We start from the raw sequence: 22,930 nt of genomic DNA, 5'->3' as shown, positions 1-22,930 counted from the left end.
GACCACCCTCAGTCACCACCTCAACTCACCAACTTAGGCCACAGCCTTCAACTTGGGTTTGGCTGGGGCGGCAGGCTTAGCCGCCTGAAACACCAGCCCCGGTTCATCAACCGGGTCTTCAAGCAGGGTTTTGGTGTCGTGGTAATAGTCTTGCCGGTTGTGCCAGGGGTGGGTTTCACCCTGACGCGGCAGTTGGTCTGCCACGCGCTTCAGGTAACCTGAATTCAAGCCACCCAATACCGTGAAGCCTTCCACTGGTTGAACAGTGTCTGTTTTGGCCACCGCCACTGCATGTCCCTTCTTGTCCATGTGGTTCAGCAAACGGCAAACAAATCCACTGACCAAATCGGACTTCAATGTCCATGATGCATGGGTATAACCCAGCACCACTGCCGCATTGGGAAGGTCCTGAAGCATGGCGCTCTTGTAGAACATTTTTTCGCTCAGATTCACAGGCGTTTCATCCAGGCTGATTTTCATGCCGCCCACCATTTGCACATTCAGGCCTGTGGCCGTCACGATGATGTCGGCTTCAAGCACTTCACCTGAACTCAGTTCAATGCCATTGGGCACGAACTGCTTGATGGTGTCTGTGGCCACACTGGCTTTGCCACCGCGCAGGGCCTTGAAAAAATCACCGTCCGGCACCAGGCACAAACGCTGATCCCAGGGCATGTAATTCGGGGTGAAATGCTTAATGTCCACTTTCGAACCCTTCAACTGCCGACGCATCATGGCGATGAGGAAGCGGCGCACCACTTCGGGTTTGCTTTTGCTGGCTTTGAACATGAAGTGTGCAAGCCCAATGGTGCGGGTGCGGTTCAGCTTGTAGGCGAGCTTGGAAGGCAGGGTTTTCTGCAACACGCGGGTTAGTGCATCTACCGACGGCAGCGAGAAAATATACGACGGTGAACGCTGCAACATGGTGATGTGTTCCACCTTGTCGACCATGCTTGGAATCAGCGTGACCGCAGTTGCGCCACTGCCAATCACCACCACTTTCTTGCCGGTGTAGTCGAGATTTTCCGGCCAATGCTGGGGGTGAATAATTTGTCCCTTGAAACTCTTTTCACCGGGAAAGTCGGGGCGGTAGCCTTGGTCGTAATTGTAGTAACCGGCACAGGCCATCATGAATTTCGCGCGGTACTGCTCGGGTTCGCCCGTGGCTTCATTCACCGCGTTGATCACCCAGCGCTGTGCTTCGCTGTCCCAGTTGGCATCGCTCACCTTGCGCTGAAAACGGATGTGGTCAAACACCTTGTTTTCAGTAGCGGCTTCGTGCACGTAGCTGCGGATGTCGCCACCCTGCGAAAAGAAGTGCGCGTTCTTCCAGGGCTTGAATTTGAAACCGAACGAGAACATGTCCGAATCGGAGCGAATGCCGGGGTAACGGAACAAGTCCCAAGTGCCCCCAATGGTGGTGCGGCGCTCAAGAATTGTGAACTTTCGCGTGGGGCATTCTTTTTTCAAATGGCAGGCGGCACTGATGCCCGACAAACCTGCGCCAATGATCAAAATGTCTTCGTCGAATATGGCCATGATGTCTCCGTGGATTGGTCTTTTTTTTATTGTGCCGATTTTTCGCGCCATGAAAACAGCGTTTCAGCCCGCGCTCCTGATTTGTCCGGATTTATCAAGTTTGATCGAAAGACCAGTTAAACTGACACAAACAGGCAGTGCTATAAATACCCAACTTCACCATGAACAAGGAAAACCATGCCCTCCATTCAAGCCAGGTTGATGAACAAAATTGCCAGCATCACCGTGAAAAGTTACAAAGGCAGCGGCGCGGGTTTTGTGCGCCGCTTCCGCCTGGTCACCGGTGCATCCAACCTGCTGGCCCCCATTCCAAAAGGCTTGAAATTCAAGAAAGGTGAATTGGGCGGCGTGCCCGGCGAATGGCTAATTCCGCCAAACCCGAAAGGCGCCCTGCTCTACATTCATGGTGGGGCCTTCGTGGCTGGCCACCCGCCGATGTACCGCCCTTTCTGCGGCGCATTGGCCAAGGCACTGGGTTTTAGTGTGTTCATGGCCGACTACCGCTTGGCACCGGAAAACCCGTTTCCAGTTCCACTGGAGGATTGCATTGCGGCATTCGAAGCCTTGGTGAAAGACACACCTGCCGGCGAACCAATATTCGTGGCGGGCGACTCCGCCGGGGGCAATCTGTCCCTGGCCGTGTTGCAACATGCAGTGAAACGCAAATTGCCGGCCCAAGGTGGTTTGCTGATTTCACCCGCAACAGACATGCGCAGGCTGTCCCCATCCATTGAAGGCAACGATGCGACAGACAGCATGTTGTCAGCCCACATCATTGAACACGCAGCCAACCTGTATCTGTGTGGCGCCGACCCGGCCGATGAGCGCGCTTCGCCCCTGCTGGGCAAGCTGAAGGGCCTGCCACCACTGATGGTGACAGCCAGTGAAAGTGAGTGCCTGCTGGATGATTCCGTTCAACTGCGTGATGCAGTCAAACAGGTTGGTGGAGAAATCGAGCTGCTGACACGCCCCGGTATGCCCCACATTTGGCCCACCATGAACCTGGCTTTGCCCGAGGCGAAAGAAGACCTGGCCAAGATCATCCGGTTTTTCTCGCCACTGCTGAAAAGCATCTGATCAGCCCCACTGGCCAGTACAAGGTGTTGGAGACACATTCAACACCACAACAATGACAAGCACAATTCAACGCGCAGGCCTTCTGGCCTGCAGCCTGCTTTTGTCCGGCTGCCTGGGCAGCGGCAGTGAACAAGCTATTACAAACCCGCGTACGGTAGCGCCCAACGAAGCACGGCACAACGTGTTCAACGCAGGCAATTTCACCCCCCTGCCTGCGGCCACACCCGCCCCTGCGGAGCTGCAAGCCATTCGCGAACGGATACTGGGCCCGAATGCCATGGACCCCGATGAGGTCAAATTCTGGTGGGTTGGCGTATCCAGTTTCATTGTCAGCATGAAGGGGCATTTGTTCCTGATGGACGCTTGGGAAATTGTCGGGTTGCACGCCAACTACGTGCCCATTGGCCGTGAAGAACTGGCTGCAATTCGACCTGAAGCAATCTTCATTGGCCACGGTCACTTCGATCATGCAGCGGATGCCGGTTATGTCGCTGGCCTGTCCAACGCATTGGTCATTGGCGGCAGCACCGTGTGCGACATTGCACGCGAACGCGCCGCGAACGAAGGCATTGCCGCCACCTTTCCCTGTTTGAATTTGGGCGACCAAGCAACACCAGGCGTGGGCAGCACCCAGGCCATCCAGGTTTGGGAAGACCTGCCTGCGGTGCATGTCGTTCAACACACCCACTCGTCCGCTGAACCCACTGATTTGCTCAGCGGTGGCATGCCCCTGGTTTACATTCCCGATGTGTTGACCTTTCCCACCTACCTCAACACCAGCGTGGCCGAAGCACTTCGTTTTGTGGGCACGCTTCAGGATGACGGCGGCGTGGGCCAACCGGGCGGCGGCACTTGGGCTTACCATTTCCGCGTGGATGATTTTTCATGGTTCTGGCACGACTCCACCGGCACAATGAAAGCAGGCAATGCTGACAGCGAGGCCATTGCCACGGCCATTCAAAATTTGCCGGAATGTGTGGATGTGCAATTGAATGCCATTGTGGGCTTTGGTTTGATTACAAGCGCCTACCGCGACGCGCTGGCCTATGTGGCCATGGCTAAACCCAAAGTGGCGCTGCCAACCCACCATGATGCATGGACACCCGGAATTGGTGGCGGTGCCGCAGCCTATGAGAACAGTTGGCTGAATGCTGTGGGCAAACTGCCGCAACCACCTGTGGTGGACTACCTGCGCGACCCGGTTGATTACATGAAACCACGCAGCTACAAGATCAACGACCCACGCTGGGCTGGGGGCTGCTAAAACCTGCGTGAAGTACAAACGGCCCCGGTGTGTTCAATGCATGCCGGGCACACCCCGGCGAATCACTTCAGAAAAGTTTTCGCCAGACTGAGCGGCTTTTGCACGGGGCACAATATAGCCTTTCTGCTTCAGCTCATCCAGGCTGAAACCTTTCACCAAACCACCCTGTTCGTGCGCGTATTCATCAAAATAACCACTGGCCAGGAGGCGATAGTCCAGCGGCAAATCAGGCACGATCTGTTTGGCGATTTCGTAAACCACGGTGGTGCAATTGCTCGTCAGGGTGTTGTAAAACGCGGGGGCCTTCTCCAATTCAGTGGCGCGTTCTACGTAAGCCAGAAATAGTGTTTTGAGTTGTTCGGGTGGAATGTCGAGACGGTAGATGTACACATCTTCACCGCGTGCATTGCTGCGGGTGCGCACAATATCCGCTTCGTCAGCGGCCACCAGTATGGCTTCGTACTGTCGAAAAAAGCCCTTCCATGCAGAAAACTCCTCGCCTTTTTCCTTGCGTATTTCCAGGGAGAAAGTCAGATAGCTGCCATCCGCGAAACCAAACGACACCAAGGTGTGGGCGATTGCAGGCCCCATCCAGTAAGACAAAACAAGGTCTGCACTTTGAAGCGTCGACAGGTCATAGCGCCGCGTGTCCCAACGCACGGTGTAATCGGTTTCAGTGCGCCATACAAAATTGCGCACGTTGTGCAGCACCACGGCATCGCCTTGCACCTCGGGGTGTAACAGTTCGGCCACGTCATCCGCCCAAGGGCGGTCGTGACTGGGCTTTTGCAACAGCCACCAGGCCGCGAATGCACCCAAGGCAATCAAGACCACCAACAGGAAATGCCGTATCACGAGAAGGCCGCCCAGGTTTGCTCATCAGCCGGGAACATGTGCTCAATGCGAAGTGAAGCCGCCGTGATGTCCATGGGTGCACCAAAGGTGGTGAAGGTGGAGATGAAGCGCAATTCCCCAACACTGCTGCTGAAACGGGTTTCCAGCGTGGGGCCGCTAACAGGCCCGTGATGCTGCCGGGTGTTGCGCAGGTTGGCAGGCAAGGCATCCAGCACGGCTTGCAGTGCAGGAATGTGCAAGGCTTCACGCTGTGCACGACGCAACACATCGTCCAGCACCTCATCGGGGTTCAACAGGCGCGTGCCCAAGCCACCGGGAGCGGCCAAGGCCAGCAATACATTGGGGGTGGCCTGCAAAGCGGTCAAGTCAAATTCAAGCAACTCGATCAGGCGCACAAAACCGGGGTTGAATTTCACCAGGTTCCATGCACTGTCAAGCACTATGGCAGGGGCGGCCTGCGGCCCCATCAACAGCAGGTCGATCACTTGATTGATGGTGCTCATCTCGCGGTGATCAATCGGCCGGTGGCCAAACACCGGGGCGAAGCCCGCGGCCACCAGTGTTTCGTTGCGCTGGCTCAGCGGCGCATCCAGGCCTTCCAGCAGGGCCAGCAGCATTTCCTTGCTGGCGCTGGCCTTGCCGGTTTCAATGCAACTGAGGTGTCGTTGAGAAACACCAACGCGCAAGGCCAGGTCGAGCTGGCTGACTTTCTGTCTTGCACGCAAATCGCGCAGGCAAATTCCAGCGTGTCTTGAGGGGGCGTGTATGTTCATGCTTGAATACTGCCATGGAAATTGAATGGCATCCATGACCTTGCAGGTTATTGCAATCATGACCTGCAAGGTTTAAAAACCGGGTTTTCAGCAACCCAGTTGAGGCAAGCTGCCCAACACCTTTGGCTTGGCTGTGGGCGTAAAAGAGACCGGGGTTGCGCGGAAAAACCGGCGATCGCATTCAACCCGCGTTTGGTAGGTGTTGAAAGTGATTATTCCTTCCACAGACCTATTCAAGCGTTTTTTCAGAATGTCGGCGGCCAGCTTTTCCCCAAACAAGCGCGTCAGCATGGCGCTTTCGTCACCATTGGGAATATCCAGGGAAATCAGCTTGGGCAATGTGGGCGGCTCCAAGGGGTGTTGAACCACCGGAAGCTTGGTGTGCTGCTCGGCCGCGGGCACAAATATCAGCTCCATTTCAATTTCAATCGAGTCTTCAGCAATCCACCTGTACCACCCAACCTGCACCTTGCCCGCCAACTCAACCTGCCCGACAAACTCATGAAGGGTTTCATCTTCCAAGCTGGGCATGTGAATCAGTGGCGAACCTTCCGGAATGGATATGTTCGCGTGGGTGGCATACACCCAGTCAGGAGAAGCTTGCGCGGCAGCGGACAAGGCCAGAATCAACAGGGCAAGCGGGTAGTTTCGAATTTGATTCATCACGGAAGCAGGAAACACGTCGCCCAATTGCGGAATGTGCAATTCATGACCTTACTGGATGAACAGGCCAAGTGGAAACGGGTGACCCGTTGTGGCTAATCACCACGCAAAATTTGGTGACGAGCTGGCAGGCAACAGCTTAAAATGCCGGCTTGATCCGAAAAACAGATCCACAAGGTACTACCGCCATGATCCGCCTCTCCGAACTCAAGCTGCCGCTTGACCACCCCGAACACGCCCTGCAGGAACTGATCGTCCGCACACTCGACATATCGCCTGCGGACATTCAAAGCCACGCGATTTACAAACGAAGCTACGACGCGCGCAAGCAAAAGTTGCTGCTGGTCTACATCGTGGATGTTGAGTTGGGTAACCCGCAGCTTGAAGCGAAATTGCTGGCCAAATTTGCCACCAATTCGCACATTCGCCCGGCGCCCGACATGGCTTACCACCTCATCACCCAGGTGAAAGAGGCGCCCGCCATTCGGCCCGTGGTGATTGGCTTCGGCCCTTGCGGTATTTTTGCGGCCATGATGCTGGCACAGATGGGCTTCAAGCCGATTGTAATTGAACGTGGCAAGCCGGTTCGTGAACGCACGAAAGACACCTGGGGGCTGTGGCGCAAACGCGTGTTGCACACCGAATCGAACGTGCAGTTTGGTGAAGGTGGCGCTGGTACGTTTTCAGACGGCAAGCTGTGGAGCCAGATCAAGGACCCCCGCTTTTTGGGCCGCAAGGTGATGACCGAGTTTGTCAAAGCCGGTGCGCCTGAAGAAATTCTGCTGGTCAGCAAGCCTCACATTGGCACCTTCCGCTTGGTCAAGGTTGTTGAAAACATGCGCGAACAAATCATTGCCATGGGCGGTGAAATTCGCTTCCAGCAGCGGGTCAGCGACTTCCTGATTGAAGACGGCCATATTCGCGGCCTGACCATTGAAAACCTTCAGGACAACAGCCACTACGAATTGCGCGCAGACCACGTGGTGCTGGCGCTGGGGCACAGCTCGCGCGACACCTTCGCCAAGCTGCACGAGCGCGGCGTGTACATGGAAGCCAAACCCTTTTCGGTCGGCTTTCGAATTGAACACCCGCAAGGCTTGATTGACCGCGCCCGTTTGGGCCAACATGCAGGGCACCCGCTGCTGGGTGCGGCCGATTACAAACTTGTACACCACGCCGCCAACGGCCGCTCGGTGTACAGCTTTTGCATGTGCCCTGGTGGCACGGTGGTGGCCGCCACCTCTGAAGAAAACCGCGTGGTGACCAACGGCATGAGCCAGTATTCACGCAATGAACGCAATGCCAACGCAGGTATCGTGGTGGGCATCAGCCCGGCCGACTACCCCGGTGGCCCACTGGCGGGTATTGATTTTCAACGCCAATTGGAATCCAATGCATTCACGCTGGGTGGAAGCAATTACGAGGCACCTGGCCAACTGGTTGGCGACTTCATCGCCGGCAAACCATCCACTGAATTGGGCAGCGTGGAGCCTTCCTACAAGCCAGGCGTGCACCTCACCGACCTGGCCACGGCCCTGCCTGAATATGCCATCACTGCCATACGCGAAGCACTGCCCGCTTTCGGCAAAAAGATCAAAGGCTTCGACATGCACGACGCGGTGTTGACCGGCGTTGAAACCCGCACATCTTCGCCCTTGCGCATTACACGTGGCGACGACTTCCAGAGTCTGAATGTGAAAGGGCTTTACCCCGCGGGCGAAGGGGCCAGCTATGCGGGCGGTATTCTTTCTGCCGGGGTAGACGGCATTGAGGTGGCGGAAGCCGTCGCCAAACAGTTGTTTATCCAATAAAGTGCGGTGTACTCAAGGCTTTCCCGGACCCGGCAGCACTTCAGACAACGACAACACCGACTGGGCCACCTCTACAATTCTCCGGTTGTGGTCCATCGCACTTCGGCGCAAAAAGCGGTAAGCACTTTCTTCATCCAGACCGCGGTGGGTCATCAAGATACCCTTGGCGCGCTCAATCAACTTGCGCTCATCCAGTGAAGTACGAACCTGTGCCAGCTCTTCCGTCAGGGTTTGAAGCCGTGCGGACTGCACGTGCAACATGTCCACCACCGCCTGGGTCAGGTGTGGGCCGACGGTGCCTTGTTCGCTGTCTGCGCGCAGGCTTTCAGGCGAAACTTGAGTGGTGAAAGCCGCCAGCGGCGAGAATGCCTCGGGGTCGCCGAAAGCAGGCAGCACCTGTTCCTGTGCATCCAGTTCATGCTGCAGCTTGCTTGTTTTATCCCTGCACAATTGCTGCAACACGCTGGCGATGTGCATTTCCACATTGTGCAGTTCGTCCATGCGCAGGGTACAACAGGAAAACCATTGGTCAGACAGGGCGCGATTGAGCTTGCCTTCCCGACTGTCTAAAAGACTGCGGCGCATGCCCTGCAATTCAGCCAGCGGCATGCTGGCCTGCAAAGCCTGCCACTCGCGGTTCAAATGCCCCGCAAACGATTCAAAACGCTGAAGGGCCTGGTCTTGCATTTCAATCAGGAACTCAAGCGATTGTTTCTGCTCATTGCCAATACACCCCGCTGCAAACGCAGCGCCGCCAGTGGCCCTTTCCTGCCCTGCAAATTCCTTGCCCTGCATCAAGTGAAACAAAGCAATCAACAGGCGAGAGATGTCCGGGTCAACTGCGACGTCGGCCGCCTCGAAAATCAACGCCAGTAGAACATTAACCAATTTTTTGTAACGCTCTGTATTGGCTTGCGGGTTGCACTGCAACCGGCTTACCGACTGGCGCAACGCCTGAAGCTCGTCGAGAGCATGCAGGGCCAGTGCAATTTTGGTGTAAAGGCGCGCGCCACCACTGAACTGGGCTGTATTGTCTTCCGGGTCGAGAAGGTGGAGCACAGCCTGGTGTGAGGTGTCCGTGGCTGCGATTCGCTGCGCACGAAGTTCAGCGTACTGTTGCCCCTTCGAGGCCAGAAACAAATTTGAAACACCCCGTTCATGCTGCAATCGGTGAACCAATTCACTGACAACACGAATCAAATCACAGGTTCGGGCCAAGCTGCCCAATTCGTCAATTTCGCAGCGCCGGGCCGCGACCAGGTAACTCAGTGCAGTTCTCATGCGTAGTCCTGACAATACAAACAAGGATTTGCACACCGGGTGCAAAACTCCATTGTATTGTCTCCCATTCAAACGTTGTGGCTCAAGCCATTGTTCCCGTTGCAGGCATTGAATCAGCCACCGTAATTGGTGTTGTCAACCGGTAAATCCGGGTGCCTGGGCGTTTCTGGCTTTTTCGCGATGGAATTTCCAGTGCAACATGCAATACAGCACAACGTACTGAGACCTGCACTAAGGCCACACCCCCAGAGCCCCGACACCATGCTGCTAGTCACGGGGGTAGCAACCAAGACCCCCAAAGTACCAAAGGTCCCGGTTACCCATGAAATTTTTGATGCTGCGGTGCGTGTGGGCGATGCCTTGAATTCCGCCAGTTGACCCGCATAAACAGCCATGTTTTCTGCGTGAATCTGGTTGGATCGGGACATGGTCGAAATACTTGGCGATGTGTATGAATCCATGATTGAGCACCTGCTGAAAATTGAAATGGATCGCTAAGTACTTTTACAAATCTTGGTGGTTCCTGCTCAACTCCTTTCTGGCAGCACCTTGGCTTCAATTCGAGATAACACGGGAGGCTTTGCATTTGACCTCAAAGGTTATTGCAGGCTGGTGGCCCGTACAGTCAGACTCGCTTTAAAACCTTCATCAACTCAGCCACACAATGGAGCTTCGCCATGCAAACACAAATCACCTCTAACGCCGCCACTTCAAGCATCCCTCTGTTCTGGATCAATTGGCTCAGTTTTGCGGCAGTGTTCACCATGCTGTTCGGCCTGCTGATGGTTGTGTTGCCAGGTCTGACCCTGCAAGGTTTTGGGTTGATGATTTTTAAAAATGCAAACCAATTTGGTACATTTGACCCTTCGGCCACCGCCTACATTGAACTGGCGCACGCCGTGATGGGTGCCGTGTTATTCGGCTGGGGCGCGTTGATATTCATGGTGGTGCGCAAATTGATGAGCCGGGGTATCAAGGAAGCTTGGGGCATGGTGGCAGGGTCGGTGTTGCTTTGGTATCTGCCCGACACCGCCTTTTCACTGGTCAGCGGTTTTTGGCAAAACGCCGTGTTGAACACTGGCTTTGCCTGCCTTTACGCAGTGCCATTGTTCGCGTTGCGCCCCCATTTCAAGTGACTTTCCAATTCTTGCAATTATTGTTTAATCAGCCAACCACACCACCCGACCTTGCGCACCATCGTTGATACGCAGGACCAAGTGATCCAGTTCGGCTTCTGACACTTCGATTGCGCACAGCACATCGCTGTCGTGTTGCACATTCAAAAACCTGGCGCCGGCTTGCTCCACTTCCCGGCGCACCAAACCTTCTAGCGAATAGGCAAAGCGACAATTCAAAACGGAACGTTTGATGATCGGAATTTTGTGGGCATTTTTAACCGCTTGCGCCACGGCGTCGGTATACGCACCAACCAAACCGCCTGCCCCAAGTTTCACGCCACCAAAATAGCGCACCACCGTGGCCAGCACCCCTTCCAGGTTTTGGTGACGCAACACCTCCAGCATGGGCCGTCCGGCCGTGCCACTGGGTTCGCCATCGTCCACTGCTGCTGACTGCCCACCTGCCATCAAGGCCCAGCAAACATGCGCAGCACCGGGATGCTGCTCGCGCAAGCGGGTCACAATTTTCAACGCCGCCGCGCGGTCTTGAACGGGCTCAACGCACGCGATGAACCTGCTTTTCTTGATCAGCAAATCCGCATGGACAGCTTCGGCAATTGAATAAAACATGGAAAGGAACCACCTGACGGGGTTTGACTACTTAAATGGATTCCATAGTTTACTTTCCTTGTCCATGTCTTCCAGACCCATTATCCAAGGTCGAGCCCAAATTTTGGTCGGCGACACCACCAGCCATGGCGGCGTGGTGATCTCGGGCAGCCTGACCACCACAGTACAGGGTCGCCCGATTGCAAGGGTTGGCGACATGGTCACCTGCCCATTGTGCAAACCCCATGTGTTTCCAATTGTTGAAGGTTTGGCGATGTTCACCGACAACTACATGGCGGTGGCCCTGCATGGTCACAAAATCGCGTGTGGCGCAACCTTGATTGCGGCCGCTAACGGTTCAGGGGGTGCTCCAGCGGTGCCAAGCCCCACGAATCCTCCAAGTTCAATGCTCAATGGAAAACTGGGGCAAAGTGTCGATGCGCTGGTGGCCATGTCACCCACCCTGAACAGCAATTTGAAAACCTTGCAAAGTCAGGGCTGGACAGTCGACTATGGCCTTGCTGGCCAAGGTTCCTATGCTGACCGGCGCACCAAGACAATCACGCTGGACATCCAACTGAAAACTGACCCCAACCAGGCCACACAGATTCTGGCCCATGAAGTGGGTCATGCCCTGCACCCTTATCAGCTTAATACCAGTTCAAGGCAAGCCTACCTCAATGGCGCGTTGGACGACGAAGGTGCTGCCACCTTGAAAAATATTCAGGTGCAAAGGGAAATCATTGCAGCAGGCGGACCCGATATTGGTATTGCCGGAAACCCGAAAAACCATGCAAGCTACATTCAGGCCTACAACCAGTATTTGAAAGACGGCAATGCCGAAGTCGCCATACGAAAAATTGGATCACAATTTGGCAACGGCGAATTTACATCCACAACAGGCCAAAATTATGCAGACTATTACGGCGGTTGGTACGACAAGCACCATGGCGGGAAAAAGTAATGCAAGCCACCCAGGCCTGTGTTTGTACTCGTTTTTGTTGGCGCTTTTGTGCGCGGTTTTTTGGCAAGACACAGCATTCGCTTCGAAGGAAAAAACAATGATCAAGCTGAACCAATCCATCTGGCAGATAATTGAGGACATTCAATCGATTTCCCCGTTTTCATTACCCGGGGTAGAGAAGATATTGGGCCAGTCACTGCGTGAAGAAATGCAAAAATCAAACGAATTCTTTCAGTTTTATTCAGGACGGGAACTGGCGCTGGCCGGCGCAATCACCATCGTGAACATTGATTTACGCTTGCCCAGGCCAACAACTGCAAGCGCAGGCATGCTGTTGCTGCACGTCGCGGATGATTGCATATCGTTGTCGCAGGTGAAGCAACAATACCCCACACTGGACATCACAGGCACACCACGCGGCCGTTCTCTTGAGGAAGCCACCACCTACACAGCCAGCACTGCATGGGGTGAAATCGATTTTGGCTTTCAGGAAAAAAATGCAGACTGCCTGGGCTATGTGGGCTTCAAGCCCAATAAGTAAGCCACATTAATCGGGAAGCTCGGTCCATTCGTATAGGCCTTGGGAGTTGAGTGAAAGCACGCCCTCGGCTGCTTCAGTGGCGAGTTCAATTTGGTATTGATCGCCCTCTTGCGACTGACGCCACAAGTTCTCACCGTCGCGTGTGTTCTGCAAAATTAAAATGGCAGTACTGTTGAACCGGGGCTCGCGGTCTGTCAATAGCAGAGGTTGTACTTCAGCGTTGCCACAGTCAAAAACCTGAATGGCTCGCTGATTTTTTTGCACAGGTATCAGCCCACTGTAAAACGCCTTCACGCTGCAATTGTTTTGTTGACAGGCCATTTCAGGATCGAGCACTGTCACGGGCTTTGCGCAAAGGGGTGCATCGACTGGTCCAATTTTCAGTTGATCCGGGTCTATGTTTGAAGCCAATTCAATAGCGGGGGCAATGGCGGATTGATTTTCAATCGCCACTGCAGTGAACTTTTCCTCTTTCGCGTCATCTGATTGCTGACAGCCGGTCACGAAGATGTACGTCATCAGCATTATAAAAATTGCTTTCATGCTGCCACCGCCTTGCACAGGCCACCAAGATGAGTGCAAACCATTTCATCCAGAAGCGGGGTAATATCCATAAGGTCCGCACGCCGCAAATAGGGTGGGTTTGATCGATCAGTCAACGGGCCGACCTTACTTCCCTTGAACTGCTCAATGTGCAACATGGGTGGAATACCACGCCCCAGGCTGGCCACATAGCCAATCACCTGACCGGCCTCCACGTTACTTTTCAAATCAAGCCCTGGAGCAACAGCAATTTCTCCATAGCGCACAACACCCAGCGCCCCGTGATCAATGCTGACCTCGAAAGTGCCCATGTAAAACTTACCCGCTGAAACGACACGACCAGCCGAAATTGCCAACACCTCTGAACCCAAGGGCGCATACAGGTCGCAACCGGCGTGTGTGCGGCCTTGAGAGCGCTTGGACCCGAAACTGCGCGGATGTTGCTTGTAACTGAACTGACTTTGCCATTGAGGAACAGGCCACACTTTCTTCATTTGCAAACCTTTTGCGCAAAAGGAGTCGACATTAGATTCTGCTCAGCATTCTGTCAAAACGAGGTATGACCCAAACCACATCAAGACCTCCCCCACCCATTTATGGCCCCGGCCACGCTCACCCGGAATGGTTTTGCGAAACAACAATTCCTGATACATTCAAGGCACAAGAACAAACTGCATTCCCGATGATTGTCTACACCGCCCGCAAATCGAAGTTTCTGGACGACGTACTGGACGATCAAATCCATGACGTCATTCACCGCGAGTTCCAACGCAAACTGTTTCGCAAGGCTGGCCAGTCCGAGGTGAATTCCTGGCGCAACTCCATGAAAGAAATGCGGCAGGTGTTGATCGACCCGGACATTCCCGGTGACTCGCTGGTTTCAATCGAATACAACATTCCGCTGACCGGCAAACGCATTGATTTCATATTGACTGGCCGCAACGCCCAGCTTGAAGAATGTGCGGTAATCATTGAACTGAAGCAATGGAGCGAAGTGCAAGCGACCGGGCAAGATGCGGTGGTGAACACCTGGCTAGGCAAAGGCAATATCAACACGCCCCACCCTTCTTACCAGGCGTGGACTTATGCCGCGCTGATCGAAGACTATTCCGAGGTGGTACAGAATGAAAAGGTACGCCTGGGTGCCTGTGCATATCTACATAACCTGCACAGCGATTCGGTCATAAACGACCCGTTCTACAAAGCCCACACCGACAAAGCCCCGGTTTTCATTTCCAAAGACGCCCGCAGGCTTTCCGAGTTTTTGAAACGGCATGTGAAGTACGGCGACAAAAGCGATTTGATGTACCGCATTGAACACGGAAAAATTCGCCCATCGAAAAACCTGGCCGACAGCCTGACCAGCATGCTGCAAGGCAAGCGCGAATTCCTGATGATCGACGACCAGAAGCTAGTGTATGAAATGGCGCTCGATTTGGCCCATGCGCGCGATACTGAACAAAAGCGCGTGCTGATTGTGGAAGGTGGGCCAGGCACGGGAAAATCGGTGGTGGCGATCAACTTGCTGAACGAATTCACGCAGCAAGGCAAGGTCTGCCAGTACGTGTCGAAAAATGCAGCGCCGCGTGCGGTTTTTCAGGCTCGTTTAACGGGTACATTTTCACAAACTCGGATTGCAAATATGTTCCGCGGATCGGGCGGTTACATTGACAACGTACGCAATCAATTCGACGTTTTGTTGGTAGACGAAGCCCACCGCCTGAATGAAAAAGGAGGTTTGTACGGCAACCTTGGCGAGAACCAGGTTAAAGAATTGATTCATGCCAGCAAGCTCTGCATTTTTTTCGTGGACGAAGACCAGCGCGTGACCTTCAAAGACATTGGCAGCAAGGCAGAAATACACAAGTGGGCACAAGCGCTGGGTGCCACAGTGTATGAGCAAGAACTGCGCTCGCAATTCCGCTGTAATGGCAGCGATGGTTATATTGCCTGGCTGAACCACCACCTGCAAATCAAGCCCACCGCCAACCTGAACATGGACGGATTGGACTTCGAATTCAAGGTATTCGACAATCCGGCAGAAATGCACCAGGCCATTCGCGAGAAAAACAAAATCAACAACAAAGCCCGCGTGGTGGCTGGCTACTGCTGGGACTGGAAAAGCAAAAAAAACCCGCAAGCTTTCGACATTGAGTTTCCCGAGTACAGCTACCAAGCAAAGTGGAATTTGAGCGACGACGGCAGCACCTGGATTATTAAGCCCAACAGCGTTGAACAGGTGGGTTGCATACACACCTGCCAAGGGCTGGAACTTGATTACGTGGGGGTCATTGTTGGACCAGACTTTGTGGTGCGCAATGGCGATGTAGTCACCGATGCATTAAAGCGCAGCAACATGGACCAAAGTATCAAGGGCTTCAAAGGCGGCCTGAAAACCGACCGTGCCAAGAATCTTGCAATGGCCGACACTGTGATCAAGAACACTTACAAAACCCTGCTAACACGCGGAATGAAGGGCTGCTACGTGTACTTCACCGACGACGAAACACGTGTGCACTTTTCAGCCTTGGTGGCCGGGTTTGGCAAAGTAGAAACTCCACCTGTGCTGAGCAAGTACGAAGGTCTGGATTTGCCGATTGTGCAAGCAGGTCAGGAGGCTGCCAACAGCGTGCCGATTTTTGATCTGAAATTTGCCGCGGGCCAGTTCAGCGAATACCAGGAGGCTGACACGTTTGACCATGTTGTGTTGCCTGAGCACCTGCGTGCAAGCGATGGCTATTTTGTGGCCCGCGTCGAAGGCGACTCGATGAACAAACGCATACCACCCGGCGCATGGTGCCTGTTTCACTCCAACCCGCAAGGCACCCGCAACGGAAAAATTGTGGTGGTTCAACACCGCAACATTTCAGACCCCGAACTGGGTGGGCAATACACGATTAAACGCTACAAAAGCGAAAAGCGTGAGGATGGAGATGGATGGGTGAACTCTGTGGTTGTGTTGAGCCCAGAGTCGACGAATGACAAGCATGAAGCGATCGTACTGAGTGCTGAGGATGCGGAGGGAATGGTTGTGATTGCGGAGTTTTTGACAGTGATTTGAATGTGGGTTTAAGGGCTGGTAATGTTCAGGCAAATGGATATCGCCATTTTTTCTACAGATCCAGTTAGCGTGCAATGGGGGGCCCACATTCATGGAGTACTTGGTTGGAGCAGCTCTGGCTTTGGTGGTTTGCCTTTCTGCAGGGGCGGCAGGCTTCGATAAGGATCGCAGCTTCTATCCGGTCATCCTTATCGTTATTGCGTCGTACTACCTGCTCTTTGCTGCAATGGCTGAGTCACAACAGGCTTTTCTGGTCGAGCTGGTCGTGTTTTCTGCATTCTTGGCTGTTGCAATGCTGGGCTCACGCCGCTGGCAATTGTTGGTCGCGCTAGGACTCATTGCGCACGGGCTGTACGACATCGCCCATGTCGGTTTGGTGGACAACCCCGGTGTGCCTTCATGGTGGGGAGAGTTCTGCCTGTCATTTGATTTTGTCGCGGGTTCGTATCTTGCGGTGCTGGTTGCCTTGCGTCGTCGCCGGCAGCAAGGTCAAGATGTTGCTGCTTAGCTGATAACCTGGTTTAAGTCCGCTTTCCAAGCCGAGCATTTCAAACTCCAGAACCGGCACTAAACCTTTCCCCACTCCTCTATCCGCTGGTTCTTGCGCAACACTGCCCGTTGCAAACACATCGCATCAAACAGGCCGCTGACATCGTTCACCTGCTCGCCCAAAGGCAAGGCTGCCTTGGCCTGTACCCAAAAGCTTTCCTCCAGCGGCGAGTGCAAATACCCTTCCTGCCACCACCCGGTGATGGATGGTTTCGATTTCTCCATCAAGGGTGCAGAAGGCAACTTATCCGACTTGCTGCTGTTGGCTTTATCGGTGGCGGGCAGCAGGTTCCACAGGTCATTGTTGCGCCAGCGTGCCCACGGAAAACAGTGATCAATTGCAAGGTTTGTATCGGTTAACTTACCTGCAGTCCACACACACCGCAGATCGGCTTTTGACCCAATCAATTCAAGTGCGATGTTGCGTGCCGCAGTGACACTACGTTTAGGCGGATTCAGTTCAAGCGCATCGCGAATGGTGCTTGCAGCAATTTCCTTGTTCCAGCCTTTGCTGACCAGCGCCCATTCATTCACCAGCGCGGGGTCGATCCAGCAGGCGTATTGGCTGCAGCAGTCCCATATTGCGGTGGGTACACTGAACTCGCCGAAACTGCTGAAATATTCCTTGTCCAGGCAAATGTGCTGGCCAATGAAACGGGTTCGGAAAGTTTGACCTACAAACACGGGCTGGTTGGTACCCGGCCAAGTGATGTAGTGAGTCGGCATTTTCAGAATATTATTGGCGGCGTCTTTCAAAGCTTGGTGCACGCACTTGGCCTGGGGACCTTCAAAGCGACTGCCCACTTGCAAATCGAATGTGGACAAGCGACCAAGCTCAAAAAATGCAGCTTTTGCAAATCCGTAACTGCCCTGTGGGTTCTGGCGGATGTTGTGCCTGGCCAGCAAGGGCAGATACAGTTGCAGCCACACCAGCGCCACCGCCCCCAGGGGCAACACCACTTCAGTGTCGTTGCGGCGAAGAACAAGGCCTGGCAAAGTTTCTGCAATCAAGGTGACACTGCGCAAAAGCCCCAATTTGTAAGTGGCCGCTTTGCTGTCGTTCACAATGATGTAGCGAACAGTTGGCAATGCACCTGTGCCATTGTCGAGCAACTGGAACACCACCGTTTCCCAATTCACCTGTTTGCGTTGCAGCTCGTCATCGGTTCTGGAAACACGCAGTGGCTTCAAAGCCTGTTGCTTGGCAAACTGCTCCAGCTCGGCCACAGACACACTATGAAACACCCTTTCATCGGTACTGGGGCCGTGGCGCAAACTGATCACCAGCACGCCACCGGGTGCCAACAAATTGGCCAGAACACGAAACGCTCTTTCGCGTGTACTTTCGGGCAGATGCATCCACACTGCAGACAATAAAATCAGATCGTATGTCTGGCTCAGCACCCGCACCTGCGCAAGCTGCGGCAAAGTGTCGTTGATCCAGTGCACCGCCAAACCTTGCGTGTGCTGTCGACCCAAATTCATCAACCCGTCGGCTGGCTCTACGGCCACCACATCCCAACCACGTGCAGCCAAGGCAGCAGCATCGCGGCCGCTGCCTGCACCCACATCCAATGCCAACCCGGCCTTCCCCGGCAACAAATCAAGCCAGTCCCTGTGCACTTGCTCAAAGCTCAGGGCCTGGTACTGTGCAAAGCAATCTTCGGCTTTCAGGGTGTAGAAATTCGACGCGTTCATCTGTGCCTTGTGGTGAGTGCTTCAAAACTATCACAGGCGTGACTACCTCTCAATCCAGACGGCGATTTTTACCTTTCCCCCTGCTGACAAAACGGCATGCTCACAGGCACTTTTAAAATAAAAAAGCAGCCCGAAGGCTGCTCTTTTTGTCATCAATCCGGAAGCTAAAAAATCACTCCCAGTTCAACGCCCCACCGGTTTGGTATTCAGTCACGCGGCGTTCGAAGAAGTTGGTTTCTTTCTTCAAGTCCATCATCTCGGACATCCATGGGAATGGGTTGGTTGCGCCTTCGTACAAGGTGCCCAAGCCAATCTGGTTGGAACGGCGGTTACAGATGAATTTCATGTATTCCATGAACTGGGCTGAGTTCAAACCCAACACGCCACGTGGCATGGTGTCCACAGCGTAAGCGTGTTCAAGTTCAACAGCCTTGCGGAACATGACCTTGATTTCTTCCTTGAATTCCGGGGTCCACAAGTGTGGGTTTTCCAGTTTCACGGTGTTGATCAGGTCGATACCGAATGTGCAGTGTGCAGACTCGTCGCGCAAAATGTACTGGAACTGTTCGGCAGCGCCAATCATCTTGTTCTGGCGGCCCAACGCCAGAATTTGCACAAAGCCCACGTAGAAGAACATGCCTTCCATGATGCACGCAAAGGCGATCAGGCTTTTCAGCAGTTTCTGATCGTTTTCCAGCGTGCCGGTTTTGAACTCAGGGTCGGTCAGCACGTCGATGAACGGAATCAGGAAATCGTCTTTGGCCTTGATGCAGGAAATTTCGTTGTACGCGTTGAAAGTTTCTGCTTCGGGAATGCCCAGGCTTTCCACAATGTACTGGTACGCGTGGGTGTGAATGGCTTCATCAAAAGCCTGGCGCAGCAAAAACTGGCGGCATTCAGGCGCGGTGATGTGGCGGTACGTGCCCAGCACAATGTTGTTGGCAGCCAATGAATCGGCCGTTACAAAAAAGCCCAGGTTGCGCTTCACAATGCGGCGCTCGTCTTCGGTCAACCCGTTGGGGTCTTTCCACAAGGCGATGTCGCGGTCCATGTTGATTTCTTGCGGCATCCAGTGGTTGGCGCACTGGCTCAGGTACTTTTCCCAAGCCCATTTGTATTTGAAAGGCACCAACTGGTTCACGTCGGTGGTGCCGTTGATCACGCGCTTGTCGGCAGCATTCACGCGGCCGGCTGTTGCGCCTTCCTTGGCGGCAGCAGGCTGCACAGGGCGCGCAGCTTGCTGATACAGACCCTGGCTGGCTGCTGGCGCAGCAAAGCCAGAGGCCACGGAATTCATGCTTGGAGCCAATGGGGCAGCAGGCTTTGCAGCGGCTGCGGTTTTGCCCATGGCAGTGTCAAATTCGTCGTCCCAACCCAGCATATCTTCTTACTCCTTAACAATACACTGTATAAATTAACAGATTAATTATGTGCACTTTTTCTCAGCGGGGCAAGCCCTGGAAAGGGCTTGCCATTCTCTTGCTGGCAACTTACTGGCACGCCTCGCATTCATCAAAGCCTGCGTCGCCGGGGCGCATGGTGCACACCTTGCCTTCCACTTCCTGTTCGGGCAGGTTAGGCACCAAGCCTGTGGCTGGTGCTGAAGTAAAGGCTGCTGACGCACCACCTTCCGCATTCACGGAGTTCAACTCACCACCCGACAAAGTCGACTTCTCGGCATGCGTGGCACCAATGGTGCGCAGGTAATACGTGGTTTTCAAACCGCGGATCCAGGCCAGCTTGTAGGTGTCATCCAAACGCTTGCCGCTGACACCTGACATGTAGATGTTCAGGCTTTGACCCTGGTCAATCCACTTCTGGCGACGTGCAGCCGCTTCAACCAACCAGCGAGGGTCCATCTCGAAGGCTGTGGCGTACAGGCGCTTCAAATCTTCCGGAATGCGGTCAATCTTCATCACTGAGCCATCGAAGTACTTCAGGTCAGAAATCATCACTTCGTCCCAAATGCCCAGACGCTTCAAGTCGCGCACCAGGTGTTCGTTCACGATGGTGAATTCACCGCTCAGGTTCGACTTCACGTACAAGTTCTGGAATGTGGGCTCAATGGAAGCCGCCACGCCAATGATGTTCGAGATGGTGGCTGTGGGCGCAATGGCCACGCAGTTGGAGTTGCGCATGCCGTGCTGCTTGATCTTGGCGCGCAGGCCATCCCAGTTCATACGGCTGGAGGTGTCCACTTCCACGTAACCACCACGCTCTTCTTCCAGCAGCTTCAATGAATCAAGTGGCAAAATGCCCTTGTCCCACAGTGAGCCCTTGAAGGTGCTGTATGCACCGCGCTCAGCAGCCAATTCTGTTGATGCTTCGTAAGCGTAGTAGCAAATGGCTTCCATGCTTTCATCGGCGAACTCAACTGCGTCGCGTGAAGCGTAAGGCTTGCGCATCATGTGCAGCGCATCCTGGAAGCCCATCATGCCCATGCCCACGGGGCGGTGACGCAGGTTGGAATTGCGTGCCTTGGCCACTGCGTAGTAGTTGATATCGATCACGTTGTCCAGCATGCGCATGGCCACGCCCACAGTTTTCTGCAGCTTGTCGTGGTCCAGCACCAGCTCGCCGTTGTCGGCAGGCTTCAGGTGGCGCGTCAGGTTCACAGAACCCAGGTTGCACACCGCAATTTCGTTCTCGTTGGTGTTCAGTGTAATTTCTGTACACAGGTTCGACGAGTGCACCACGCCCACGTGTTGCTGGGGGCTGCGAATGTTGCAAGGGTCTTTGAATGTGATCCAGGGGTGACCGGTTTCAAACAGCATGGAGAGAATTTTTCTCCACAGCTTGGCCGCTTCCACGGTTTTGAACAATTTCAAGTCGCCACGTGCGGCTTTTTCTTCGTAACCCACATAGGCTTTCTCGAAGGCCTTGCCGTACAAGTCGTGCAGATCAGGCGCATCCGATGGGCTGAACAATGTCCAGTTACCACCTTCCATCACGCGCTTCATGAACAGGTCGGGAATCCAGTTCGCGGTGTTCATGTCGTGCGTGCGGCGGCGGTCGTCGCCGGTGTTCTTGCGCAGCTCCAGGAATTCTTCAATGTCCAGGTGCCATGTTTCCAGGTAGGCACATACCGCGCCCTTGCGCTTGCCACCCTGGTTTACGGCCACTGCGGTGTCGTTCACCACTTTCAGGAATGGCACCACGCCTTGTGACTTGCCGTTGGTGCCCTTGATGTGGCTGCCCAAGGCGCGCACGGGTGTCCAGTCGTTGCCCAGGCCACCTGCGAACTTGCTCAGCAGTGCGTTTTCCTTGATGCCTTCATAGATGTCGTCCAGGTCGTCACCAATGGTGGTGAGGTAGCAGGAAGACAACTGCGAACGAATGGTGCCACTGTTGAACAGTGTGGGCGTGGAGCTCATGAAGTCGAAAGTCGACAACACTTCATAGAACTCGATGGCACGTGCTTCGCGGTCCACTTCGTTCAATGCCAGGCCCATGGCCACGCGCATGTAAAACGCTTGCGGCATTTCAATGCGGGTGCCTTCCACGTGCAGGAAGTAACGGTCGTACAGAGTTTGCAGACCGAGGTAATCGAACTGCAAGTCGCGTTCGTATTTCAGGGCTGCACCCAGCTTCTTCATGTCGAACTGGGCCAGGCGGTTGTCCAGCAAACCAGCGGCAATACCCTTCTTGATGAACTGTGGGAAATATTCGGGATACACCTGCGCCATTTCATCTTGCGCAATTTCACGGCCAACGATTTCACGGCGGATCGTGTGCAGCAGCAAGCGGGAAGTGACCAGTGTGTAGCTTGGCTCATTCTCGATCATGGCGCGTGAGGCCAGAATTGCAGACTTGAACACCTCATCGATTTTCACGCCGTCGTACAGGTTCTTCAGGGTTTCTTTCTGAAGGTGTGCCACGTCGATTTCATTCAGGCCCACAGCGGCGCTTTCGATCAGCGCTTTCAACGCGTCCACATCGAGCGGGCGGGTCATGTCGCCATCGACCACATTCAAGGCGTGCTGCTCGGCCTGCTGAACCTGCTTGGCTGCACGTTCCTGCGCGCGGCGCTCACGGTACAACACGTAGGCGCGGGCCACTTCGGCTTCGCCGGAACGCATCAGGGCCAGTTCAACCTGATCCTGGATGTCTTCAATGTGGAAAATACCGCCGGAAGGCTGGCGACGCACCAGTGCGTTCACCACGCTACCGGTCATTTGCTCAACCAGTTCGCGAATGCGGGCAGAAGCAGCGCCTTGACCACCGTTGACGGCCAGAAATGCTTTTGTCATGGCCACGGCAATCTTGCTGGGCTCGAAACCAACCACGGCACCATTTCGGCGAATAATTTTGTAGTTTGCATAAACACTGTCAGCTGCCGGTGCTGCGGGGGCAGTTCTGGCTGCGGACGTGGGCGTGTTGTTCGCCAAATTAGTCGCCAAATCAGTGGATTCCTGGCTGGTTAGCATGCATCTTTCTCCTGGAATGTGCGGTTTTTTGAGGGTAGTTCTTTTGCTGTGGGAAAAACGGACAACCACTATATCTTGTGTTTTGTATGTGGCTGAGGACTAATTGTAGTGGTCGTACCCCGATTTGGCAAACACTTTCTTATCCCCAGCTTGTGCA

Annotated in this window: 20 protein-coding genes; 8 read left to right on the top strand and 12 right to left on the bottom strand. The window is 54.3% G+C overall.

All coding sequences use genetic code 11. The features are described 5' to 3' along the window. Nucleotides 1-33: 33 nt before the first annotated feature. Nucleotides 34-1,539, bottom strand: a complete 1,506-nt coding sequence (locus RGQ30_RS02670; RefSeq protein WP_130558454.1) for a flavin-containing monooxygenase — start codon at nucleotides 1,537-1,539, stop codon at nucleotides 34-36. A 177-nt stretch (nucleotides 1,540-1,716) separates the two neighbouring features. On the opposite strand from RGQ30_RS02670, the gene RGQ30_RS02665 reads away from it, so the two are divergent. Both RGQ30_RS02665 and RGQ30_RS02660 read left to right on the top strand, forming a co-directional pair. Then, nucleotides 1,717-2,616, top strand: coding sequence for an alpha/beta hydrolase (locus tag RGQ30_RS02665; RefSeq protein ID WP_130558455.1), 900 nt, complete (start codon nucleotides 1,717-1,719; stop codon nucleotides 2,614-2,616). A 52-nt stretch (nucleotides 2,617-2,668) separates the two neighbouring features. Continuing rightward, nucleotides 2,669-3,880, top strand: coding sequence for an MBL fold metallo-hydrolase (locus tag RGQ30_RS02660; RefSeq protein WP_130558456.1), 1,212 nt, complete (start codon nucleotides 2,669-2,671; stop codon nucleotides 3,878-3,880). 33 nt (nucleotides 3,881-3,913) lie between these two features. On the opposite strand, the gene RGQ30_RS02655 is transcribed toward RGQ30_RS02660, so the two are convergent. The 3 genes from RGQ30_RS02655 to RGQ30_RS02645 are packed head-to-tail and all read right to left on the bottom strand — an operon-like array spanning nucleotide 3,914 to nucleotide 6,213. Then, complete coding sequence (locus RGQ30_RS02655) at nucleotides 3,914-4,735, bottom strand: Lnb N-terminal periplasmic domain-containing protein (protein WP_420915156.1); 822 nt, start codon at nucleotides 4,733-4,735, stop codon at nucleotides 3,914-3,916. After that, nucleotides 4,732-5,568 carry a helix-turn-helix domain-containing protein gene (locus RGQ30_RS02650; RefSeq protein WP_130558457.1) on the bottom strand — a complete coding sequence of 279 codons (837 nt, stop codon included), beginning with the start codon at nucleotides 5,566-5,568 and terminating at the stop codon, nucleotides 4,732-4,734. The genes RGQ30_RS02655 and RGQ30_RS02650 overlap by 4 nt, the downstream gene beginning before the upstream one ends. 27 nt (nucleotides 5,569-5,595) lie before the next feature. Next, the gene (locus tag RGQ30_RS02645; protein WP_130558458.1) at nucleotides 5,596-6,213 is read right to left on the bottom strand and encodes a hypothetical protein; all 618 of its coding nucleotides are present in this window, start codon (nucleotides 6,211-6,213) and stop codon (nucleotides 5,596-5,598) included. Nucleotides 6,214-6,359: 146 nt separating this feature from the next. Here RGQ30_RS02645 and RGQ30_RS02640 point away from each other — a divergent pair, with 146 nt between their 5' ends. After that, nucleotides 6,360-7,982, top strand: a complete 1,623-nt coding sequence (locus RGQ30_RS02640; protein ID WP_130558459.1) for an NAD(P)/FAD-dependent oxidoreductase — start codon at nucleotides 6,360-6,362, stop codon at nucleotides 7,980-7,982. A gap of 12 nt (nucleotides 7,983-7,994) precedes the next feature. Here the strand turns inward: RGQ30_RS02640 and RGQ30_RS02635 are convergent, their stop codons facing one another. Next, nucleotides 7,995-9,263 carry a nitrate regulatory protein gene (locus RGQ30_RS02635; protein ID WP_130558460.1) on the bottom strand — a complete coding sequence of 423 codons (1,269 nt, stop codon included), beginning with the start codon at nucleotides 9,261-9,263 and terminating at the stop codon, nucleotides 7,995-7,997. A gap of 113 nt (nucleotides 9,264-9,376) precedes the next feature. Next, nucleotides 9,377-9,724, bottom strand: coding sequence for a hypothetical protein (locus tag RGQ30_RS02630; protein WP_130558461.1), 348 nt, complete (start codon nucleotides 9,722-9,724; stop codon nucleotides 9,377-9,379). Nucleotides 9,725-9,940: 216 nt separating this feature from the next. Here RGQ30_RS02630 and RGQ30_RS02625 point away from each other — a divergent pair, with 216 nt between their 5' ends. Then, nucleotides 9,941-10,399 carry a hypothetical protein gene (locus RGQ30_RS02625; RefSeq protein ID WP_130558462.1) on the top strand — a complete coding sequence of 153 codons (459 nt, stop codon included), beginning with the start codon at nucleotides 9,941-9,943 and terminating at the stop codon, nucleotides 10,397-10,399. Between the two features lie 24 nt (nucleotides 10,400-10,423). On the opposite strand, the gene RGQ30_RS02620 is transcribed toward RGQ30_RS02625, so the two are convergent. Further along, a complete protein-coding gene (locus RGQ30_RS02620) occupies nucleotides 10,424-11,011 on the bottom strand; it encodes an IMPACT family protein (protein ID WP_130558463.1) in 588 nt (195 codons plus the stop codon). Nucleotides 11,012-11,075: 64 nt separating this feature from the next. Here RGQ30_RS02620 and RGQ30_RS02615 point away from each other — a divergent pair, with 64 nt between their 5' ends. Together RGQ30_RS02615 and RGQ30_RS02610 are read left to right on the top strand one after the other, a co-directional pair. After that, complete coding sequence (locus RGQ30_RS02615; RefSeq protein ID WP_338284688.1) at nucleotides 11,076-11,954, top strand: PAAR domain-containing protein; 879 nt, start codon at nucleotides 11,076-11,078, stop codon at nucleotides 11,952-11,954. Between the two features lie 97 nt (nucleotides 11,955-12,051). Beyond that, nucleotides 12,052-12,495 carry a hypothetical protein gene (locus RGQ30_RS02610; RefSeq protein ID WP_130558464.1) on the top strand — a complete coding sequence of 148 codons (444 nt, stop codon included), beginning with the start codon at nucleotides 12,052-12,054 and terminating at the stop codon, nucleotides 12,493-12,495. 6 nt (nucleotides 12,496-12,501) lie between these two features. Here RGQ30_RS02610 and RGQ30_RS02605 read toward each other — a convergent pair whose 3' ends face one another. Both RGQ30_RS02605 and RGQ30_RS02600 read right to left on the bottom strand, forming a co-directional pair. After that, nucleotides 12,502-13,038, bottom strand: coding sequence for a hypothetical protein (locus tag RGQ30_RS02605; RefSeq protein ID WP_130558465.1), 537 nt, complete (start codon nucleotides 13,036-13,038; stop codon nucleotides 12,502-12,504). Continuing rightward, nucleotides 13,035-13,532, bottom strand: coding sequence for a M23 family metallopeptidase (locus RGQ30_RS02600; protein ID WP_130558466.1), 498 nt, complete (start codon nucleotides 13,530-13,532; stop codon nucleotides 13,035-13,037). Before RGQ30_RS02600 ends, RGQ30_RS02605 begins: the two co-directional genes overlap by 4 nt. Before the next feature lie 65 nt (nucleotides 13,533-13,597). Here RGQ30_RS02600 and RGQ30_RS02595 point away from each other — a divergent pair, with 65 nt between their 5' ends. Both RGQ30_RS02595 and RGQ30_RS02590 read left to right on the top strand, forming a co-directional pair. Next, on the top strand, nucleotides 13,598-16,099 hold the full coding sequence (locus RGQ30_RS02595) for a DNA/RNA helicase domain-containing protein (protein ID WP_338284687.1): 2,502 nt from the start codon (nucleotides 13,598-13,600) through the stop codon (nucleotides 16,097-16,099). Nucleotides 16,100-16,190: 91 nt separating this feature from the next. Continuing rightward, entirely contained in the window at nucleotides 16,191-16,607 is a 417-nt protein-coding gene (locus RGQ30_RS02590; protein ID WP_130558468.1) for a hypothetical protein, read from the top strand. A 59-nt stretch (nucleotides 16,608-16,666) separates the two neighbouring features. On the opposite strand, the gene RGQ30_RS02585 is transcribed toward RGQ30_RS02590, so the two are convergent. The 3 genes from RGQ30_RS02585 to RGQ30_RS02575 all read right to left on the bottom strand — a co-directional run bounded on the left by RGQ30_RS02585 (nucleotide 16,667) and on the right by RGQ30_RS02575 (nucleotide 22,773). Further along, nucleotides 16,667-18,346 (bottom strand): class I SAM-dependent methyltransferase, encoded by a 1,680-nt coding sequence (locus RGQ30_RS02585; RefSeq protein ID WP_130558469.1) that lies wholly within the window; start codon nucleotides 18,344-18,346, stop codon nucleotides 16,667-16,669. A gap of 172 nt (nucleotides 18,347-18,518) precedes the next feature. Beyond that, complete coding sequence (locus RGQ30_RS02580) at nucleotides 18,519-19,727, bottom strand: ribonucleotide-diphosphate reductase subunit beta (RefSeq protein ID WP_130558470.1); 1,209 nt, start codon at nucleotides 19,725-19,727, stop codon at nucleotides 18,519-18,521. A gap of 109 nt (nucleotides 19,728-19,836) precedes the next feature. Next, complete coding sequence (locus tag RGQ30_RS02575; RefSeq protein ID WP_130558471.1) at nucleotides 19,837-22,773, bottom strand: ribonucleoside-diphosphate reductase subunit alpha; 2,937 nt, start codon at nucleotides 22,771-22,773, stop codon at nucleotides 19,837-19,839. Between the last annotated feature and the right edge of the window lie 157 nt (nucleotides 22,774-22,930).

Source organism: Limnobacter thiooxidans, assembly GCF_036323495.1.
Lineage (GTDB): Bacteria > Pseudomonadota > Gammaproteobacteria > Burkholderiales > Burkholderiaceae_B > Limnobacter > Limnobacter thiooxidans.
This window is presented reverse-complemented; position numbering and strand designations above follow the sequence as displayed.

Coding starts and splice junctions, on each gene's coding strand:
- RGQ30_RS02670 (WP_130558454.1), bottom strand. CDS start 1,539: ATGGCCATATTCGACGAAGACATTTTGATCATTGGCGCAGGTTTGTCG.
- RGQ30_RS02665 (WP_130558455.1), top strand. CDS start 1,717: ATGCCCTCCATTCAAGCCAGGTTGATGAACAAAATTGCCAGCATCACC.
- RGQ30_RS02660 (WP_130558456.1), top strand. CDS start 2,669: ATGACAAGCACAATTCAACGCGCAGGCCTTCTGGCCTGCAGCCTGCTT.
- RGQ30_RS02650 (WP_130558457.1), bottom strand. CDS start 5,568: ATGATTGCAATAACCTGCAAGGTCATGGATGCCATTCAATTTCCATGG.
- RGQ30_RS02640 (WP_130558459.1), top strand. CDS start 6,360: ATGATCCGCCTCTCCGAACTCAAGCTGCCGCTTGACCACCCCGAACAC.
- RGQ30_RS02635 (WP_130558460.1), bottom strand. CDS start 9,263: ATGAGAACTGCACTGAGTTACCTGGTCGCGGCCCGGCGCTGCGAAATT.
- RGQ30_RS02630 (WP_130558461.1), bottom strand. CDS start 9,724: ATGGATTCATACACATCGCCAAGTATTTCGACCATGTCCCGATCCAAC.
- RGQ30_RS02625 (WP_130558462.1), top strand. CDS start 9,941: ATGCAAACACAAATCACCTCTAACGCCGCCACTTCAAGCATCCCTCTG.
- RGQ30_RS02620 (WP_130558463.1), bottom strand. CDS start 11,011: ATGTTTTATTCAATTGCCGAAGCTGTCCATGCGGATTTGCTGATCAAG.
- RGQ30_RS02615 (WP_338284688.1), top strand. CDS start 11,076: ATGTCTTCCAGACCCATTATCCAAGGTCGAGCCCAAATTTTGGTCGGC.
- RGQ30_RS02610 (WP_130558464.1), top strand. CDS start 12,052: ATGATCAAGCTGAACCAATCCATCTGGCAGATAATTGAGGACATTCAA.
- RGQ30_RS02605 (WP_130558465.1), bottom strand. CDS start 13,038: ATGAAAGCAATTTTTATAATGCTGATGACGTACATCTTCGTGACCGGC.
- RGQ30_RS02600 (WP_130558466.1), bottom strand. CDS start 13,532: ATGAAGAAAGTGTGGCCTGTTCCTCAATGGCAAAGTCAGTTCAGTTAC.
- RGQ30_RS02595 (WP_338284687.1), top strand. CDS start 13,598: ATGACCCAAACCACATCAAGACCTCCCCCACCCATTTATGGCCCCGGC.
- RGQ30_RS02590 (WP_130558468.1), top strand. CDS start 16,191: ATGGAGTACTTGGTTGGAGCAGCTCTGGCTTTGGTGGTTTGCCTTTCT.
- RGQ30_RS02585 (WP_130558469.1), bottom strand. CDS start 18,346: ATGAACGCGTCGAATTTCTACACCCTGAAAGCCGAAGATTGCTTTGCA.
- RGQ30_RS02580 (WP_130558470.1), bottom strand. CDS start 19,727: ATGCTGGGTTGGGACGACGAATTTGACACTGCCATGGGCAAAACCGCA.
- RGQ30_RS02575 (WP_130558471.1), bottom strand. CDS start 22,773: ATGCTAACCAGCCAGGAATCCACTGATTTGGCGACTAATTTGGCGAAC.